This window comes from Pacificibacter maritimus (assembly GCF_003814915.1).
GTDB classification, from domain to species: domain Bacteria; phylum Pseudomonadota; class Alphaproteobacteria; order Rhodobacterales; family Rhodobacteraceae; genus Celeribacter; species Celeribacter maritimus.
Genome location: NZ_RKQK01000003.1, coordinates 152220 through 169066 on the forward strand (window position 1 = coordinate 152220; position 16847 = coordinate 169066).

General features: G+C 51.8%; 20 protein-coding genes. 12 read left to right on the forward strand and 8 right to left on the reverse strand.

Annotation, left to right across the window (positions count from 1 at the left end; translation table 11 throughout):
* Nucleotides 1-61: 61 nt before the first annotated feature.
* On the reverse strand, nt 62-907 hold the full coding sequence (locus tag EDD53_RS10045) for an ABC transporter permease (protein ID WP_425464059.1): 846 nt from the start codon (nt 905-907) through the stop codon (nt 62-64).
* 296 nt (nt 908-1203) lie between these two features.
* Here EDD53_RS10045 and EDD53_RS10050 point away from each other — a divergent pair, with 296 nt between their 5' ends.
* The 4 genes from EDD53_RS10050 (at nt 1204) to EDD53_RS10065 (ending at nt 4470) form a co-directional block, all read left to right on the forward strand.
* Nucleotides 1204-1785 (forward strand): GcrA family cell cycle regulator, encoded by a 582-nt coding sequence (locus EDD53_RS10050; protein WP_123793126.1) that lies wholly within the window; start codon nt 1204-1206, stop codon nt 1783-1785.
* 182 nt (nt 1786-1967) lie between these two features.
* On the forward strand, nt 1968-2894 hold the full coding sequence (locus EDD53_RS10055; RefSeq protein ID WP_123793127.1) for an ABC transporter ATP-binding protein: 927 nt from the start codon (nt 1968-1970) through the stop codon (nt 2892-2894).
* On the forward strand, nt 2891-3652 hold the full coding sequence (locus tag EDD53_RS10060; protein ID WP_123793128.1) for an ABC transporter permease: 762 nt from the start codon (nt 2891-2893) through the stop codon (nt 3650-3652). The genes EDD53_RS10055 and EDD53_RS10060 overlap by 4 nt, the downstream gene beginning before the upstream one ends.
* Before the next feature lie 242 nt (nt 3653-3894).
* Nucleotides 3895-4470 (forward strand): YceI family protein, encoded by a 576-nt coding sequence (locus EDD53_RS10065; RefSeq protein ID WP_123793129.1) that lies wholly within the window; start codon nt 3895-3897, stop codon nt 4468-4470.
* A gap of 224 nt (nt 4471-4694) precedes the next feature.
* Here the strand turns inward: EDD53_RS10065 and EDD53_RS10070 are convergent, their stop codons facing one another.
* Nucleotides 4695-5912: a cytochrome b/b6 domain-containing protein gene (locus EDD53_RS10070; RefSeq protein ID WP_123793130.1), complete on the reverse strand. Its 1218-nt coding sequence runs from the start codon at nt 5910-5912 to the stop codon at nt 4695-4697.
* A gap of 212 nt (nt 5913-6124) precedes the next feature.
* On the opposite strand from EDD53_RS10070, the gene rimO reads away from it, so the two are divergent.
* From rimO to EDD53_RS10085, 3 genes are all read left to right on the forward strand, one after another.
* The gene (rimO, locus tag EDD53_RS10075; RefSeq protein ID WP_123793131.1) at nt 6125-7540 is read left to right on the forward strand and encodes a 30S ribosomal protein S12 methylthiotransferase RimO; all 1416 of its coding nucleotides are present in this window, start codon (nt 6125-6127) and stop codon (nt 7538-7540) included.
* Between the two features lie 574 nt (nt 7541-8114).
* A complete protein-coding gene (locus EDD53_RS10080) occupies nt 8115-8498 on the forward strand; it encodes a thiol-disulfide oxidoreductase DCC family protein (protein WP_123793132.1) in 384 nt (127 codons plus the stop codon).
* 105 nt (nt 8499-8603) lie between these two features.
* Nucleotides 8604-9536, forward strand: a complete 933-nt coding sequence (locus tag EDD53_RS10085) for a tripartite tricarboxylate transporter substrate-binding protein (RefSeq protein ID WP_123793133.1) — start codon at nt 8604-8606, stop codon at nt 9534-9536.
* Nucleotides 9537-9590: 54 nt separating this feature from the next.
* Here the strand turns inward: EDD53_RS10085 and EDD53_RS10090 are convergent, their stop codons facing one another.
* From EDD53_RS10090 to EDD53_RS10100, 3 genes are all read right to left on the reverse strand, one after another.
* A complete protein-coding gene (locus tag EDD53_RS10090; protein ID WP_123793134.1) occupies nt 9591-9941 on the reverse strand; it encodes a YigZ family protein in 351 nt (116 codons plus the stop codon).
* A gap of 57 nt (nt 9942-9998) precedes the next feature.
* The gene (locus EDD53_RS10095; RefSeq protein ID WP_123793135.1) at nt 9999-10481 is read right to left on the reverse strand and encodes a hypothetical protein; all 483 of its coding nucleotides are present in this window, start codon (nt 10479-10481) and stop codon (nt 9999-10001) included.
* A gap of 164 nt (nt 10482-10645) precedes the next feature.
* Nucleotides 10646-11194: a M48 family metalloprotease gene (locus tag EDD53_RS10100; RefSeq protein ID WP_342772315.1), complete on the reverse strand. Its 549-nt coding sequence runs from the start codon at nt 11192-11194 to the stop codon at nt 10646-10648.
* Between EDD53_RS10100 and EDD53_RS14990 the strand changes: the two genes are divergently transcribed.
* The 4 genes from EDD53_RS14990 (at nt 11184) to EDD53_RS10115 (ending at nt 13269) form a co-directional block, all read left to right on the forward strand.
* On the forward strand, nt 11184-11429 hold the full coding sequence (locus EDD53_RS14990) for a hypothetical protein (protein WP_246002373.1): 246 nt from the start codon (nt 11184-11186) through the stop codon (nt 11427-11429). The genes EDD53_RS10100 and EDD53_RS14990 overlap by 11 nt on opposite strands.
* A gap of 104 nt (nt 11430-11533) precedes the next feature.
* On the forward strand, nt 11534-11785 hold the full coding sequence (locus tag EDD53_RS10105; protein ID WP_123793136.1) for a hypothetical protein: 252 nt from the start codon (nt 11534-11536) through the stop codon (nt 11783-11785).
* Between the two features lie 171 nt (nt 11786-11956).
* Entirely contained in the window at nt 11957-12535 is a 579-nt protein-coding gene (locus EDD53_RS10110) for a nitroreductase family protein (RefSeq protein WP_123793137.1), read from the forward strand.
* Complete coding sequence (locus tag EDD53_RS10115) at nt 12535-13269, forward strand: EI24 domain-containing protein (RefSeq protein WP_123793397.1); 735 nt, start codon at nt 12535-12537, stop codon at nt 13267-13269. The genes EDD53_RS10110 and EDD53_RS10115 overlap by 1 nt, the downstream gene beginning before the upstream one ends.
* Nucleotides 13270-13280: 11 nt before the next feature.
* Here the strand turns inward: EDD53_RS10115 and EDD53_RS10120 are convergent, their stop codons facing one another.
* On the reverse strand, nt 13281-13559 hold the full coding sequence (locus EDD53_RS10120; RefSeq protein ID WP_123793138.1) for a DUF1467 family protein: 279 nt from the start codon (nt 13557-13559) through the stop codon (nt 13281-13283).
* 47 nt (nt 13560-13606) lie between these two features.
* On the reverse strand, nt 13607-14011 hold the full coding sequence (gene mce, locus EDD53_RS10125) for a methylmalonyl-CoA epimerase (protein ID WP_123793139.1): 405 nt from the start codon (nt 14009-14011) through the stop codon (nt 13607-13609).
* Between the two features lie 184 nt (nt 14012-14195).
* Here mce and EDD53_RS10130 point away from each other — a divergent pair, with 184 nt between their 5' ends.
* Entirely contained in the window at nt 14196-14915 is a 720-nt protein-coding gene (locus EDD53_RS10130) for a response regulator (RefSeq protein ID WP_123793140.1), read from the forward strand.
* 92 nt (nt 14916-15007) lie between these two features.
* On the opposite strand, the gene aspS is transcribed toward EDD53_RS10130, so the two are convergent.
* A complete protein-coding gene (gene aspS / locus EDD53_RS10135) occupies nt 15008-16786 on the reverse strand; it encodes an aspartate--tRNA ligase (protein WP_123793141.1) in 1779 nt (592 codons plus the stop codon).
* Nucleotides 16787-16847: the final 61 nt, after the last annotated feature.

A 16847-nucleotide genomic window follows, 5' to 3' on the forward strand; every position in this document is an offset into this window, starting at 1 on the left:
GAAAGCAAACAGGTTTTTGTAAGGGGCAACGCCTTAAGGCACGTATAGCACCACTCTCCCCTTAGGACTTTAATTTGGTGCCCCGTTTGAACATCACCCAGCAGGAAAACAAGACGGCAAAGGCACAGCCGCCGACAACGCAAAGGCCTAAGATAGGCGACGAATCAGAGCGCCCGATAATGCCATAGCGCACCCCGTCAATTAGATAGAACACGGGATTAAAATGGGTCAGCGTGCGAAACCAAACAGGCAGGCTGTCCACGGAATAAAACGTGCCTGACAGAAAGGACAAAGGCGTAATGATAAAGTTGGTAATCGCAGCCATTTGATCGAATTTTTGCGCCACGATACCAGCCAAAACGCCGACCCCGCCCATGAACAAAGCGCCCAAAGTTAGGAACAACAGCGCATATAGCGGGTGGGAGACACCCAAGCCTACGCTCAGCGCCATGCCCAGCCAAATCGCAAAGGCCACGAACAGACCACGCGCCAAAGCGCCTGCCATATAGCCCAAAACCAGTTCTAACGGCGATAGGGGTGGCATGAGTGTGTCAACGATATTGCCTTGCACTTTCGAAACCAGCAAAGACGAAGACGTATTGGTGAACGCGTTCTGGATCACGGTCATAGATAAAATACCAGGGGCCAAAAAGTGTATAAATGGCACGCCCATCACATCGCCACGGTTTGCGCCAATGGCCAATGTGAAAACTGCCAAGAACAACCCAGCGGTAATCAAAGGCGCCAATAAGGTCTGTGTCCAAACCGTCGTAAAGCGTAAAATTTCACGCAGCGCCAATGTGTACAGACCCATCCAATTGATCACACCAAAACGGCGCACCCCCATGCTGGCATCGGTTTGGCCCAGACTTGCGTCAGATTGACTTGAATTAATTGCCTGTGTCATCAGATATTCCCCAATTGAGTCGCTGCACGCGCTTGTAACCTGTCTCAGGCTGTTTAAAATAGGGTGTGTTAGGAATTCTCAAAGCACTTCCTGCGCAAAAGGGCTTTGCACAAAGGCCCAAGGGACCACTCGATGGTGGAGACCTGTGCAGTAGCGCTTGCTCGCCTGCCCTACGCCGTGTAGGGATACAGGCCAGTAGAGATTTGCCAAATGAGCGAGGCCCCTCTCGCACGATGAAGATGCTATACCAACGGCCATCTGGGCCGTTTTGGTTTTGCGAAGTACAAGGAACGATCATGTCCTGGACCGATGAGCGCGTCGAGCTGTTGAAAAAAATGTGGGGCGAGGGTCAATCAGCCTCGCAGATCGCAAAAGAGCTTGGCGGTGTAACCCGCAATGCCGTGATTGGCAAAGTGCACCGCCTTGGCTTGTCCAATCGCGCGGGCAGCACAGCACCTGCAAAACCCGCGGCCGCGAAAGCGAAAGCCACAGCCAAGCCCAAGGTCGAAGCAGCACCAGCGCCCAAGCCGAAGGCAAAGCCAGCGCCGAAAGCGGCTGAACCCGCCGCCCCTGCGCCAAAGCCGTCTTTGCCAGCGCGCCGTGCAATCATCCCTGCGGGTCAACCTTTGCCGCCCCAGCCTTCTGCCAACGAAATTCCAGCCGAAGCTTTGGCAAAGGTCTCTGAGGTCGAAAAGAAGGCCAAAAAGATTTCCGTTATGGAACTCACCGAGAAAACCTGCAAATGGCCGATTGGTGACCCTGCGACGGATGATTTTTGGTTCTGCGGCCTGCCAAGCAAGCAAGGCAAACCTTACTGCGAAGCGCATGTGGGCGTGGCTTTCCAGCCGATGTCATCACGCCGAGATCGTCGACGCTAAAGGCGAATTAGATTTGTATTTTACAAAAGCCGCTCTTTTAGGGCGGCTTTTTATATCGACGCGCGCTTTCGTGTGCGCCAGTGGCGCAGGGTCTGTGCGGACGACAAGGGTTCTCAAAATCGCTTAGCAGAGCTAAATGACGTACCAAGAGTGACACTATTTCAATTTGAAAGGCCCTGACTATGGCGCCCATTATCGAAATCAAGAACCTGACCAAGACCTATGGATCGGGCACACATGCGCTTGATCACGTCAATTTAAACATCGAAAAGGGCGAAATTATTGCACTGCTCGGACCAAATGGTGCAGGCAAAACAACTTTGATCAGTGCCATTTGCGGCATGATCAAAATCAGTTCTGGTACAGTGACCGTTGGCGGGTTTGATGTGGAAAAAGAGCCCCGCAAAGCGCGTGCGCAAATCGGGCTTGTTCCACAGGAAATAGCGCTCGATATCTTTGAAACCGTCTGGAATTCCGTGCGCCTAACGCGGGGCCTTTTTGGGCGAAAGCCTGATGATGCCTATTTGGAAGAGGTTTTGAAATCCTTGTCCTTATGGGACAAAAAGGATGCCAAAAACATGGCTCTGTCGGGTGGTATGAAACGCCGTGTCATGATCGCTAAGGCATTGTCGCATCAGCCAAAAGTCCTGTTTTTGGATGAACCGACCGCGGGGGTTGATGTGGCCTTGCGCCGCGATATGTGGGATGTGGTGCGCAAACTGCGTGACAGTGGCGTCACCATTATTTTGACCACCCATTATATCGAAGAAGCCGAAGAAATGGCCGACCGCATTGGCGTGATCAACGGCGGAAAAATCCTGTTGGTCGAAAACACTGCCACTTTGATGCAAAGCTTTGGGCGCAAGACCCTAAAGTTGTCTCTTGTTGAACCACTCGCTGAGCTGCCTGCAAGCCTGTCTGACTATGATTTACAGCGTTCTCAAGACGGTCTGACCCTGACCTACACCTATGACACGCGCGCCGAGCGATCTGGTATCACACGCATGATTGCGGATTTGGCTGCAGCAAGCATTTCAGTGCGCGATTTGGAAAGTCATCAAAGCTCATTGGAAGATGTATTTTTGACCCTTGTGGAGGAAACAGCATGAATTGGCTGGCCATAAAATCTATATATATATCGGAAATGAAAAGATTTTTTCGAACCTTAAGTCAGTCCATCTTGTCGCCAGTTCTATCGACTGTCTTGTATTTTGTCGTCTTCGGTGCGGCCATCGGCGGGCGCATTCAAGAGGTCGGAGGGATTTCTTACGGTGCATTCATCGTCCCTGGTTTGATCATGTTAACGGTCTTGCAACAGTCGCTATCAAATGCCTCATTCGGGATTTATTTCCCCAAGTTTACAGGCACGATTTTTGAATTGTTTACAGCCCCGATTTCCTTTGTTGAAATTCTGATCGGCTATGTGGGATCAGCTGCGAGCAAGGCGATGATCATCGCTTTTGTCACTTTGATCACCGCGACCTTCTTTGTGGATCTACAAATCGCCCACCCGTTTTGGGCCCTTGGTTTTCTGGTTTTAACGGCTGTCAGTTTTTCATTGCTGGGCTTTATCATCGGGATTTGGGCCAGCAATTTTGAACAGCTGCAAATCATTCCACTTTTGGTGGTCACACCTTTGGTGTTTTTGGGCGGCGCGTTTTATTCAGCGGATATGTTGCCTGGCTTTTGGGAAACTGTGGTCAAATTTAACCCTGTGCTTTACCTGATCTCGGGCTTTCGCTGGGCGTTTTTCGAAGTCTCAGATGTGCCTGTCGGCGTGTCACTGGCGGCGATTTCGATCTTTTTACTTCTGTGCATTTCTGCGGTGGCATGGATTTTCAAAACAGGTTGGCGCTTAAAAGAGTAATTTAGGTCAAATCATCGTTATCTAAAGGGGGGGGCTTTGCCCCCCTTCTCATGAGAAAATCACGTAAAACCCAAGCCAGTATGGCTTTAAATCGGATCACAATTGTTACGTTCGATTTTGCACAGAAACTGTTTGAGCGCAGTGAGTTGTTCCAATGAAAAAGACACCCCATATTATGGCCAACGTTTCTGATCGGGACTGATCGGGAGCCGAAACATATTTTTGAGAGAGTGACCCAACCTATGAAAAACCTTCTTCTTTCCTCCGTCATCGGCCTTGGTTTCGCAACGGCAGCTGTTGCAGACACAACCGAATACGCGCTTGACGCATCCCACAGCCAAATCGAATTTTCTTACAACCACCTTGGTTACTCAACAACCAAAGGTATTTTTTCAGGTTTCGAAGGCACGATCCAATTCGACGCTGAAGATGCAGCAAATTCATCTGTAGAAGTGTCTTTCCCAGCAGACAGCCTGTACACAGGTTGGGCTGAACGCACAGCGCATCTCTTGGGCGAAGATTTCTTTGGCGCAGAAGCCAACCCAACAATCACATTCAAATCCACAAGCATCGAAGTGACAGGCGAAAACACAGGTTTGATCACTGGCGATTTGACTTTGAACGGCATCACGAAGCCAGCTGTTTTGGACGCGACGATGAACCAAATGGGCGATCACCCAATGGCAAAAACGCCTTGGGCAGGCTTTGACGCGACAACAACAATTTTGCGTTCAGACTACGACATGGGCATGTTCGCACCTTACATTTCTGACGAAGTTGAAGTGAACATTTCAATCGAAGCTATGCAAGCGATGTAAGCTGACTGGCTTACGACATCTTTGAAGGCCGCTGAAGCAGTGCTCAGCGGCCTTTTTTTATGGGCTTATGTATGAGGATAGGTGTGAAGTCTGCCTGTTACCGCGTGGCTCTAGTGGGGGCCTAGTGGGCGCATTTTGCACGCCATAGGTTTGCATTAAAAAAGGGGCACCAAAGCGCCCCCTTTTTTTTGGTTTCATAAATGGATATGGCCTACTGCTGCCGTCTATTCAGCGCGCTGTGCAGTGAGCTCCACGGTTATATCAACGGCAAAACCAACAGTGCTTTCATCGGCGTAGCCCTGCCCCATGCCGAAATCACGGCGGTCCAATAGAGCTTGGCCAGTCATCTTTGCCGCAGTGCCATCAACTTGCAGATCAAATTCCAACAAGACAGGCACAGTTTGCCCGATCAAGGTCACATCCCCCGTGGCCACATGTGCGGGGCCATTCTCGATGCGGGCGATCTCGGCTTCGAAGATGGATGTGGTATAGGCATCTGTGTTGAAAAACTCCGGCCCTTTGGCTGTTGAGGTCACAGACCCAAGCGTCAGAGAGGTCGTGTCGATGTTCACGGATACTGTGCCCAAACCTGTGTCGACGTCATATGTGATCTGCGCATTCCAAGTGTCAAAGACACCTTCGATCGGTGCACCAGATTGTGCGACCTTAAAGCTCAAGCGGCCATCTGTAACGGTCCATTCAGGCGCATCGGTCACAGGCATGATCCCAGAAGGTTCATCTTGTGTTGCCTCAACTTCAGCGGGGGCAGCCGCAGTTTCAACCGCCATCGCATTTCCCGCCAGCGCGCCGCCAATAACAATCACCCATAGCCCAAGACCCGCAAGCGGGGCAATCAGGCTATGACTGCTGGTTGAAGCATCGCCTGCTGACACGCCTTTGGTCATACGCGCCATCGTGTCGTCTTTGTCGATCACCACATGTTTTACTGCGCCAGCAATATGGGCCACAACCGCACCCAACAGGACGAAAACGGCCACCCCGTGCACAGCCCCCGCTGCGTGGGAAACGGCTTCGGATTTTGGTACAAAGGGCAGTCCTTGGCCGAAGGGCCACCAAATATTGGCAAAGCCCACTTCGGCGGCATGCATCACCCAACCAGACAAAGGCACAACCACAAGGGCACCGTAAAGCGCCCAGTGCATGACCTCAGCCGCCAAAGTTTCAAGCTTCTTTTCAGGGTGCAACGGCACAGGGCGGGGCTGGACAATCGCCCAAATGATGCGCAAAACCGCCAGAATAAACACCGTCACACCAACCGTTTTATGCACGGAATACAGCGTCTTGAGTGTGTCTACGGTTTCGGCATTGCGGGGCATGTTGTCACCAATGATGCCCAGCGCAAAGGCCGTCAGGATCAGCAGGGCAATCGCCCAGTGGAAAAAGCGGGCCAAGCCGCCGTAGCTGTTTTTCGTATTTGTCATTTGGCTCACTCGTTGAAGAGGGTTAAACTGTTTTCACCTGTTTAGCGGCATTTTTGCCCCTGTGTGAGGGGCGTTAACGCACATATTGCAACATCTCACGCACATGTGTGCATTCGTGCCGCATCAACTTGCGTCACGGGCTGCGATGTATCGCGGTCCCACAGAGTAACGACAGACTTCACCCGTGCGTTAAACCCGTGTATGGCAGGGCTATGAGCACAAATCCACCGAATCTCCGCCCCGATCTGGCCCCTCGGCCAGTTGTTGATGTCGCCAATGGCAAAGCCCGCACAGACCAGCCAACGATTGGCATGGTTTCACTTGGCTGTCCAAAAGCTTTGGTGGACAGTGAACGGATTTTGACGCGCCTGCGCGCCGAAGGCTATGCGATTTCAAACGATTACACGGGCGCTGATGCGGTTGTGGTCAATACCTGCGGCTTTTTGGACAGTGCCAAAGCCGAAAGTCTTGAGGCCATCGGCGAGGCGCTGCAAGAAAACGGTAAGGTTATTGTCACGGGCTGTTTGGGCGCGGAGCCCGAATATATCACTGGCGTGCATCCCAAAGTTCTGGCCGTCACTGGCCCGCATCAATATGAACAAGTTTTGGATGCCGTGCACGGTGCTGTGCCGCCCAAACCGAACCCTTATGTTGATCTGCTGCCTGCGCAATCCGTGTCTTTGACTCCGCGCCATTTCAGCTATCTCAAAATCTCTGAGGGCTGTAATCACGCCTGCAAATTCTGCATCATTCCCGACATGCGCGGCAAACTGCAATCGCGCCCTGTGCATGCGATCTTGCGCGAGGCTGAAAAGCTGGTGGAGGCTGGCGTTAAAGAATTGCTCGTGATCTCACAAGACACATCCGCTTACGGGCTTGATCGTCGCTATTCGACGCATCCTTGGAAAGATCGTGATGTACGTTCACACATCACTGATCTGACACGCGAGCTCGGCCAACTGGGCGCGGCGGATGATCTGTGGGTGCGCTTGCATTATGTTTACCCCTACCCTCATGTGCGCGATTTGATCCCACTGATGGCGGATACATCGAATGCGGTTTTGCCCTATCTTGATATCCCCTTCCAACATGGCCACCCAGATGTTTTGAAACGCATGGCGCGCCCTGCGGCTTCAGCCAAAGTGCTGGATGAAATCGCCGCATGGCGCAGCGATTGTCCTGATATCACCCTGCGGTCCACGTTCATTGTCGGCTACCCAGGTGAGACCGAGGCCGAATTCCAATATATGCTCGATTGGCTGGATGAAGCGCAGCTCGACCGCGTGGGCTGCTTCAAATACGAAAACGTCGCTGGCGCGCGCTCGAATGCGCTGCCCGATCACGTGGCTGAAGAGGTCAAACAAGAGCGCTGGGAACGGTTCATGGAAAAATCCCAAGCCATTTCCGAGGCCAAGCTAGCACGTAAAGTCGGTCAGACGATGCAGGTTATCGTGGACGACATCGACGAAGACGGCATCGCCACCTGCCGCACCAAAAGCGACGCGCCCGAGATTGATGGGAACTTGTTTATTGATGAGGGCACGTCTGGTTTGAGTGTCGGGGATTTGGTGACAGTCGAGGTAGATGAGGCTGGGGAGTATGATTTGTGGGGGTGCATTTCGAAATAGAAAACAGTCTGGGAGACTGTTTTCAGAAATGCACGAAATCGGAACGTTGGGGATCATTTTTCGGAGGCAACGCGCGTAAGACCCGACAGGGTCGGAGCGCTGGAGAGTTTCAAAATCTAAAGCTCTCGATCGAAAGTGGGAATGGCGACGCGGTTAAAGTCCTCCAAGCGCTCCTCAGGGCATATCAGTCAGCGTATGCTTTGCACGATGAATTTGATTCTGAAAAAATACAAGTAAGCCCCACAAAACAAACTGGGTATGGGAAGTTATCAATCGTCACTCGATGGGCAACGGTTTACGTATTGTCAGAATGCCTATTTGATTATGCTCGCAATCAAACTGATACAATACCGCCAAAGTTCCCAACTCTGCGTTTGTTGAGTGCGGTCCGACATTCCGGATTTGAGCCACAGCGATACGATGATTTAGAACGCTTTCTGACAAATGCAGTAAAACAAGACTTTATGGAAATCTGACCCTTGGTCGGGCGCTCAGCAATGCTTGCATCGCTCAGGTCAAAGCATAAACCCAAATGCCTCATTGGCCTGCGCAAATTCTGTTCTATATATATCCTATGACGCAAAATGATCCCTCCGAAACCGAAGTTCTATTCAACGCGGACTGTCCTGTGTGCAATTTCGAGATTTCGCATTACGCGGGTTATGCGGCGCAACATGCGCTTTCAATCCGTTTTGATGATCTCAATTCATGCAATTTGCAGCGCTGGGGCCTGACTGAGGATCAGGCGGCACGGCGGTTGTATGTGGCCCACAAAGGCCAGCTTGTGTCTGGCATCCCTGCGTTTCGGGTACTGTGGCGCGAAATGCCGAAATACAGGTGGCTTGCGCGCGTCACGGGCTGGCCCATAGTTTTACCGCTGAGTGAATGGGCTTACGACAGGGTTCTGGCCCCCATGATTTACAGGTGGCACCTAAGGCGCAAAGCAGGGCGCGGCTGAAAATTGGCTGCAAAAACGCAAAAAGATTTGTAACATTCATCTGCCGTTAGTTTTTTTGGCAGACAAAGGTCAGGTTCGTAGAAACCGACTAAGGATCTGTGCTCGATGACTTCTTTAATAAAACGCACAATTTTGAGCGCAGCATTGTTCTGCGCCGCGCCAATAATTGCCGCAGCTGAAACAATTAACCTCGTGGTTCCATTTCCAGGCGGCGAAGATGGTTTCATTGAGGTGATATCCCGATATATTGCGGAAGATATCGATAAGAATACTGAATTGACGGTCAATTTTATCGAAGAAGCCGGCGCAGAACGCGGCCCCTTTGACATCATGGCCAAGGTTTCCACCGGTCAATATGAGGGGCCAACCGTGCTAACGTTGGTCAATGATATGTTTCTCGCAGGCCCTTTCGTCGCGCCTGAGACCAAAGCTAACCCGTTTCAGCCATTGGGATCCATTCTAACGTTTCCCGTGGTTTTAGTGGCACCAAGTTCATCCCCCTATCTAAACTTTGAAACCATGGCAGATGTGCATTTTGATCAGACGCTCAAATTAGGGTACCTGATGGCTGAGGCGGGATCTACAAGTCAAACCAGAGCGGCAGCACGCTATTTTGATTTCGGTTTTGACCTAGCAACACCACATGAAACACCCACCTGTGATCTACTCCAATCAGGGCGGGTTGACGTTATGGTCACAATGCCAGAATTGGTGCAAGACTGTGAAGATGACGTAAGAATGATCCTTGCCTTGACGTCAGAACCTCACCCCTTGCTACCCGATGTTGAAACAGTTGCAGATATAATTCCGCCGCTCGCGATGTCAGTGCGTTTGGGTTACTATGTCACCGATGACTTTCCGGAGCACCTGCGCCCGATCATAAAAGCATCGATTGAAAAAACGCTTCAATCTGAGCGAGCTCAAGCTTTGGCCAAAGAGAAGGCGAATGAACTAGACTGGACCGACCAGCAAGGAGAGTTAGAAAAGCTTCGTTTAGATGCTGCAGCGATGGGAAAAATTCAAACTTACCTGAATTAGAATGGTATTGCGGCGCTTAGCGCCTAAATCCCCCCAAAAAACTGCACCTGTTCTCTAAGACCGATGATCCAAATAGTATCGTACCGCATCTTGCACATGGCGAAAGCGGTCGCCGCCCAAATGTTTACCGCCATACCAACGTGTGACGACGATGATGTGATCGCGCAGGTCCTCGCGCTCTAACATGCGCAAAATCACCATGCCCGCACCGCTTTCCCCGTCATCGTTTTTGATCGGGGTGTCGCCCGCCAAAAGCCCCCAAGTGTTGTGAGTGGCTTTCGCGAATTTCTTGGATTTGCACAGGGTTTTAATGAAAGCCTTGGCCTCATCAGCCGAGTCACATCCCCCGCCTGAGACGGCATATTTTGACCCGCGGTCGGATATGATATTTTCGAAAGTGATCACACGGGTTTTATAAACAAATCTCTGGGCAATAAAAGCGCCACTGAGCAAAAGTATGAGTCAGGCCGCTCGGCCAAATATAGCTGCAACAGATCCGCGATTTTCTGCGCCCGCCATCTCCGCAAGCGATCCGTCGCAAAACAGATGCGAATGCGGTCGTTTTTGTAGCAAAGCGTGGTGTTTGTCAGCAGGCAGATGGTTTTGCGGTTCACCTTTTGCCGTATAGCTGCGTTGACTGCTGTAGAAACCTGACAGATCGACGATAAAACCGCCTTTGAAAATGATATGATTATCCCCGCCGCCAAGCCCGTTATAGCTTTGCGTATCAGGGACCAAGCCGCCTTGCACCACATCCCCTGCATCATCAAGAATGCACCAAAGCCTGATGGAACTGTGATCGCTATAGCAGTCCAATGTGAAACATTCATCGGCTGATCCAAAGGGTTCGATCCCATCCACTGTCAAACTGCGGTTCAAACAGGGGCCCGTCAGATGAGCACAGGCATAGGTGGCGATCATATGTCCTGAAAGTCTATGTCCCATGGGCGTTGCTCCTGATGTGATAACGATATTACGATATCAGTTAGGCTGCCAATCAGGGCAAAACCGCGACACAGCCGCGGCTTTGTTAAGATTTACGCCACAATCCGGAATGTTCTGGGAATTGTCAGACACCGCATAAGGCACGGTGACACCACAGTCAGGCTTTACAGGGTCGCCATCGTGCGGCGCACAGTTTCAATCCGTTGCGCATTGGGAGGGTGCGACCCTAAGAAACGGTCCCCTGGATCAGGTATGCGGGTGAAAAACGCCGCGCCGCGAATGGGGTTATAGCCCGCACGATAGGCAATGATGGTCCCCAGCTGATCGGCTTCCAATTCGTAGGCTTTTGAATACCGCCGCGCGCCCACGGTTGCGCCAAGGTTTTGCACGGTTTCCACAGTGGCAGCATCGGCGCCGACGGCTGCGGCCAAAACACCGCCCAAAAGCCCACCGACTGCTGCACTTTCTTGGGCGCGATTTATGTGACCCGAAATGTGATGCGCCGCCTCATGCCCTAAAATGAACGCCAACTCATCGGAATTGCGCACATCCGCAAGCAAGGCCACAGAGAACGTCAAGACAGGGCGTCCATTGGCATCCAAAGATTGCGAAGCATTTGACGGCGCGCGGGGGTTACTTTCGACAACGATCTTGAAATCGCAATTCGCCCCAGAGGTGCGCTGGCGACATTCGGATTCAGCAATGGGTTCCATGCTGCGCACGATTGCCGCAAAGGTTTCGACCGTCACAGGCCCGTCTGTTTTCACAGGGCTGACAGAGCTGACAGGCGCTTGCGGTTGTGGCGCGGAAGTTATCGGCGTTGTCGCATCGACACAGGCCGTCAAAGCGGCAACACAAGCAATAGACGTGACGGCGCGGGGCGCTTTGCGGATCAGAGATATCGGCACTTTAGACCTCAAAGGTTATCTTGCATGGCTTAAAATCTAAGCCAATTCGCGCTATTTTATGCTGATCGGATCAATCATACCAGAGCGGAGTTACAACCGATCAAAGCACTTGCAAATCCACACGACAGCGATAGCATTGATGTCATGTTTACCATCGAACACGAATTTGACGCGACGGTGATTACACTGGTCGATGACGAAGGCGCCCCTTTGCAAGAGGATGTGATTGTATCGGCATTTTCCGAATGTATCACGGTTGAACAATATGACCCCCGCGAAGGCAAAAACCATAAGATAACGCTTTCTATGGCCCAGTTGCGCGATATCGGTGCGGCTTTGGATCTGCCCGAGGGGGCCTATACAATCGTCAACGCCACCGCGAAAACTGCCTTGTGAGTTAGCTCTATTGCTTGATGGAGCGCGGATTACCACTTTGAAGTGCTTCACATTGAACCTTGGGCAGGCGCAATGTAAGTCTTTGTTACATTTATCAGGGAAAATCGGTTGATTGTTGCGCGAAGAATGCCGACATAGCTGACAGTTAGGTTCAACAGAAAGCACTTTAATATGCCCACGCCAAACCAATCGGCCCTTGATTTTTTGCTGTCTCGGCGCTCACGCCCCGCGAAAACGCTGACAGGCCCCGCGCCCAGCCGCGCAGACCTGCTGCCACTTTTGACCGCAGCTGCGCGCACACCAGATCACGGCAAGCTTGAGCCATGGCGCTTTATTGTGTTGGAAAAACCAGCCCTGACACGCCTGTCGCATTTGGTAGCAGAATTGGCACAAGGGCGCGATTTGGATGACGCGCAAGTGGCAAAATCAATCAATCAATATGGTACCGCTGATTTGGCCATCGCTGTGATTTTCAGCCCGAAAGCGTCGGAAAAAGTCCCCGAGATTGAACAACTTTATTCTGCTGGAGCCGCTTGTTTGGCGCTGCTCAACGCGGCTTTGGCCGCTGGGTGGGGTGCAAACTGGCTATCGGGCTGGGCTTCGCACGATCCGACTTTCCGCACCCAAGGCCTAGGTTTGGCGGACCACGAATCCATCGCAGGCTTCATTCATATCGGCACCGAAAAATCAGCGCCACCAGAACGCCCACGCCCTGATTTGAACGCGATCACAACATGGGTAACCGATTGATGCTTGATGATTTTTTCAAAGCGATAGGCCAATTGGGCGACACAAGATTTCAATCTGTTTTGGCCAAAGGCATTGGCCTGACACTTGCCTTGTTGGTCGGGATGTACATCGTCTTTGTTTGGGCATTAGGCCTGTTTTTGCCAGACACCATTTCACTGCCCTTGATAGGCGACATAGGTCTGGGATTGGCCATCAGCATCGGGTCGTTTTTTGTGATGATAGGTCTGTCCGTCTTCTTGATGGTGCCCGTGGCATCCGCCTTTACAGGGTTCTTTTTGGATGAGGTCGCAGAAGCGGTCGAAGCCAAACATTATCCCCAGTTGCCCCCAGCGCCGCGCCAAAGTTTTAGCGACATGATGCGCGATACGGTCGGATTTTTGGGAATTTTGATTTTGGCCAATGTGATTGCCTTGGTGATTTACCTGATCCTAAATATCGCAGCTCCAATAATCTTTTGGGCCTTGAACGGCTTTTTACTGGGACGGGAATATTTTCAGATGGTTGCTGTGCGCAGATTGGGGCGCGAAGGGGCAAAAGCCGCAAGGGCGCGTCACGGGGCGAAAATATGGCTATCTGGCGCTTTGATGGCCGTGCCCCTATCGATCCCCTTCGTAAACCTGTTGATCCCAGTTTTGGGCGCGGCCACATTCACCCATATGTTTATGCGCCTTGAGGGCAGCCGCTTGCCACAACTGGACCAAGCGCCGCAGGACCAAAGCTTAACCTTAGACTAAAACGCTTGCGCCTAGTTGCTTGGCGTAAGCGGACCTTGAGTCCAATCCAGATCTTGCCATGTGATCACCTCAGCATAAATCACGCCAACAATAGCAGCCCAAATCACCAAGGCGACCAAGCTGACGATGATTGCCTTGCGCCTTGGGTTATAATTGGCTGGCGCGCCGGCATGTGTGCCTTCAACAATATCGCCCTCATCCCCTTGGGTGCGCAGACCTATTGGCAGGGCGACGAACATCGTCATAAACCAAATGACGGCATAAAGAACGATGGCAGAAACGATAGACATATAGAATTCCTTTGATTGCATGAGTTGCCCCACGCCAATGCAGAGACCTAGACCTGCTCTAATTCAATAAGGCAGCCTTGGAAATCCTTGGGGTGTAAAAACAACACAGGGTTCCCATGCGCGCCAATTTTTGCAGAACCATCCCCCAAAACCCGCGCCCCATCGCTGATCAATTGATCACGTGCTTTTAGAATATCTGGGACTTCATAGCAGATGTGATGCATGCCCCCCGCTGGAGATTTTTCCAGAAAGCTGGCAATCGGCGAGGCATCCCCCAAAGGATAAAGCAGTTCGATTTTGGTGTTGGGCAATTCGATGAACACCACAGTCACCCCGTGCTCAGGCAAATCTTGAGGCGCGCCGACCTTGGCGCCAAGCGGCCCCGCATATTGCGCGCAGGCTGCCTCTAGGTCAGGCACGGCAATCGCTACATGGTTTAACCGACCAATCATCAAATGCTCCTGTTTTAACTCGACCCATATGGCCTGTTTTGAAAAGTTTACACAAGTGGCGCGACGTCGCAGGGGCAGCACGGCCCACCGCTTGTTTGGAGAAATACCGCGAAGCAGCGCAAGGTTAACGCCCTATTCACCAATTTCAGGGTTAATGGAGGCCAGAAAACTTGGGAGCTGCCTTATGTCCAATGACCTTGAAAGCCTAATACCAGTCCAATCACCAACGGCTGAACGCCCTCTTTTAGGGCTAAACGTACTGATCGTCGAAGATAGTCGATTTGCCTCAGAGGCGCTGCGCCTTTTGTGCCTGCGCTCAGGTGCACGCATCCGCCGCGCTGATAATTTAATGCATGCACGCAAACACTTACGGGTTTATCGACCCAATGTTGTGATTGTCGATCTTGGCCTGCCTGACGGATCTGGTGCTGACCTTATTGATGAATTGGCCCATGCCAGCGCCCGAGTGGATGTGGTTTTAGGAATGTCTGGGGACACTGGCACAGAGATTTTTGCAATGGCGGCAGGGGCTGATGCATTCATCGAAAAGCCCATCGCGAATCTCGGCGTTTTTCAGGAAATTATTTTGAATGCGCTGCCCGAATCTGTGCGCCCCATGGGCATTCGACCCGTTTCAAATGAAGACATTTCCCCTGATCCAATCGCCTTGCAGGACGATTTTATCCATATTTCAGACCTGATGACACTCAATCGTGGCGAAGATATGCTGGATTACATTGCCCAATTTTTATCTGGGATTGCCCGCACATCAGGGGATACAGAACTTGATGACGCCGCCAAGACTTTGGCCACACACCGCGAACAAGGCAAACCCTTTGGGTCGGACGTGGCGCGGGTTGCAGGGCTGGTGCATGAGAGAATCGATCAAGCGCGCGTGGTGTAAATTTCACGCACCCCCCTCAATTAAAAAAGGCGCGAAGTTTCCCACGCGCCCTTTTACATTTCGATTTTGACCGCTTTGGCCCTTATTTGATCTTAGTCTTCGGCTGGGATCGCACGCAGGTGCAATTCACGTAGCTGTTCGTTCATCGGCTCGTTTGGCGCGCCCATCATCAAGTCTTCTGCACGTTGGTTCATCGGGAACATGATAACTTCGCGGATGTTGGCCTCGTCCGCCAAAAGCATCACAGCGCGGTCGATGCCCATTGCACAACCACCGTGGGGCGGAGCACCGTATTGGAATGCGTTGACCATCCCGCCAAAGCGTTTGTTGACTTCTTCTTTTCCGTAGCCCGCTATCTCGAAGGCTTTGTACATGATTTCTGGTGAGTGGTTGCGCACGGCACCTGATACCAATTCATAACCGTTACAGGCCAAGTCATACTGATACCCAAGCACTTTCAACGGATCTCCGTTCAGCGCTTCCATGCCGCCTTGTGGCATAGAGAAGGGGTTATGTTCGAAGTCGATTTTGCCAGTTTCTTCGTCTTTTTCATAGATCGGGAAATCCACAATCCAAGCGAATTGGAAGCTGTCTTTATCTGTCAAACCTAGCTCTTCGCCGATCACATTGCGCGCACGGCCCGCAACAGATTCAAAGGCTTTCGGCTTGCCGCCCAAGAAGAAGGCCGCATCACCAAGGCCAAGGCCGAGTTGCTGACGGATGGCTTCAGTGCGCTCTGGGCCGATGTTTTTCGCCAATGGACCAGCCGCCTCTAAACCTTCGCCTTGGTCACGCCAGAAGATGTAACCCATGCCAGGCAGGCCTTCTTGTTGCGCGAATTTGTTCATACGGTCACAGAATTTACGTGAGCCGCCTTTGGGCGCAGGAATAGCCCGAATTTCTGTGCCCTCTGTTTCGAGCAATTTCGCAAAGATGGCGAAACCTGATCCAGCGAAATGTTCGGACACGACTTGCATTTTAATCGGGTTGCGCAGGTCTGGTTTGTCAGAGCCGTACCAAAGAGCGGCGTCTTTGTAGGAAATCTGCGGCCAGTCTTTGTTGACTTTGCGACCTTTGCCGAATTTTTCGAACATGCCGCCGATCACAGGTTCGACAGTGTCGAAAATGTCTTGCTGTGTGACGTAGCTCATCTCGATGTCCAACTGGTAGAAGTCGGTGGGAGAGCGGTCAGCGCGCGGGTCTTCGTCGCGGAAACATGGCGCGATTTGGAAGTATTTGTCATAGCCAGAGACCATGATCAGCTGTTTGAACTGCTGAGGGGCCTGCGGCAAAGCGTAGAATTTACCGGGGTGCAAACGCGATGGCACCAAAAAGTCACGCGCGCCTTCGGGGGAAGACGCTGTGATGATAGGCGTTTGGAATTCGTTGAAATCTTTCGCCCACATACGTTCGCGCAGGTCTTTCACCACGTTTGAGCGCAGCTTCATATTCTCTTGCAGCTTTTCGCGGCGCAGATCGAGGTAGCGGTATTTCAAACGCGTTTCCTCGGGGTATTCTTGATCGCCAAAAACCATCAAAGGCAGCTCATCAGAGGCGCCGAGAACCTCCAAATCGCGCACGAAGACTTCGATTTCGCCTGTTGGCAATTTTTCATTCACAAGGCTTTCATCGCGCGCCATGACATTGCCATCGATGCGGATACACCATTCGGCGCGCACTTTTTCCATGTCCTTGAACACAGGGCTATCAGGGTCGCAAAGCACTTGGGTGATGCCATAATGATCACGCAAATCGATAAACAAAATACCGCCGTGGTCACGGATACGATGAACCCAACCCGACAGACGAACGGTTTCGCCGACATTGGCCTTGGTCAATTCAGTGCAGGTATGGCTACGATAGGCGTGCATAATTCGGAATCCTCAGGTCTTGGACTAATATTAGTCGTCGCGCTGATACACCTTTCTGGGG

Coding starts and splice junctions, on each gene's coding strand:
- EDD53_RS10045 (WP_425464059.1), bottom strand. CDS start 907: ATGACACAGGCAATTAATTCAAGTCAATCTGACGCAAGTCTGGGCCAA.
- EDD53_RS10050 (WP_123793126.1), top strand. CDS start 1,204: ATGTCCTGGACCGATGAGCGCGTCGAGCTGTTGAAAAAAATGTGGGGC.
- EDD53_RS10055 (WP_123793127.1), top strand. CDS start 1,968: ATGGCGCCCATTATCGAAATCAAGAACCTGACCAAGACCTATGGATCG.
- EDD53_RS10060 (WP_123793128.1), top strand. CDS start 2,891: ATGAATTGGCTGGCCATAAAATCTATATATATATCGGAAATGAAAAGA.
- EDD53_RS10065 (WP_123793129.1), top strand. CDS start 3,895: ATGAAAAACCTTCTTCTTTCCTCCGTCATCGGCCTTGGTTTCGCAACG.
- EDD53_RS10070 (WP_123793130.1), bottom strand. CDS start 5,912: ATGACAAATACGAAAAACAGCTACGGCGGCTTGGCCCGCTTTTTCCAC.
- rimO (WP_123793131.1), top strand. CDS start 6,125: ATGAGCACAAATCCACCGAATCTCCGCCCCGATCTGGCCCCTCGGCCA.
- EDD53_RS10080 (WP_123793132.1), top strand. CDS start 8,115: ATGACGCAAAATGATCCCTCCGAAACCGAAGTTCTATTCAACGCGGAC.
- EDD53_RS10085 (WP_123793133.1), top strand. CDS start 8,604: ATGACTTCTTTAATAAAACGCACAATTTTGAGCGCAGCATTGTTCTGC.
- EDD53_RS10095 (WP_123793135.1), bottom strand. CDS start 10,481: ATGGGACATAGACTTTCAGGACATATGATCGCCACCTATGCCTGTGCT.
- EDD53_RS14990 (WP_246002373.1), top strand. CDS start 11,184: ATGGGTTCCATGCTGCGCACGATTGCCGCAAAGGTTTCGACCGTCACA.
- EDD53_RS10100 (WP_342772315.1), bottom strand. CDS start 11,194: ATGGAACCCATTGCTGAATCCGAATGTCGCCAGCGCACCTCTGGGGCG.
- EDD53_RS10105 (WP_123793136.1), top strand. CDS start 11,534: ATGTTTACCATCGAACACGAATTTGACGCGACGGTGATTACACTGGTC.
- EDD53_RS10110 (WP_123793137.1), top strand. CDS start 11,957: ATGCCCACGCCAAACCAATCGGCCCTTGATTTTTTGCTGTCTCGGCGC.
- EDD53_RS10115 (WP_123793397.1), top strand. CDS start 12,535: ATGCTTGATGATTTTTTCAAAGCGATAGGCCAATTGGGCGACACAAGA.
- EDD53_RS10120 (WP_123793138.1), bottom strand. CDS start 13,559: ATGTCTATCGTTTCTGCCATCGTTCTTTATGCCGTCATTTGGTTTATG.
- mce (WP_123793139.1), bottom strand. CDS start 14,011: ATGATTGGTCGGTTAAACCATGTAGCGATTGCCGTGCCTGACCTAGAG.
- EDD53_RS10130 (WP_123793140.1), top strand. CDS start 14,196: ATGTCCAATGACCTTGAAAGCCTAATACCAGTCCAATCACCAACGGCT.
- aspS (WP_123793141.1), bottom strand. CDS start 16,786: ATGCACGCCTATCGTAGCCATACCTGCACTGAATTGACCAAGGCCAAT.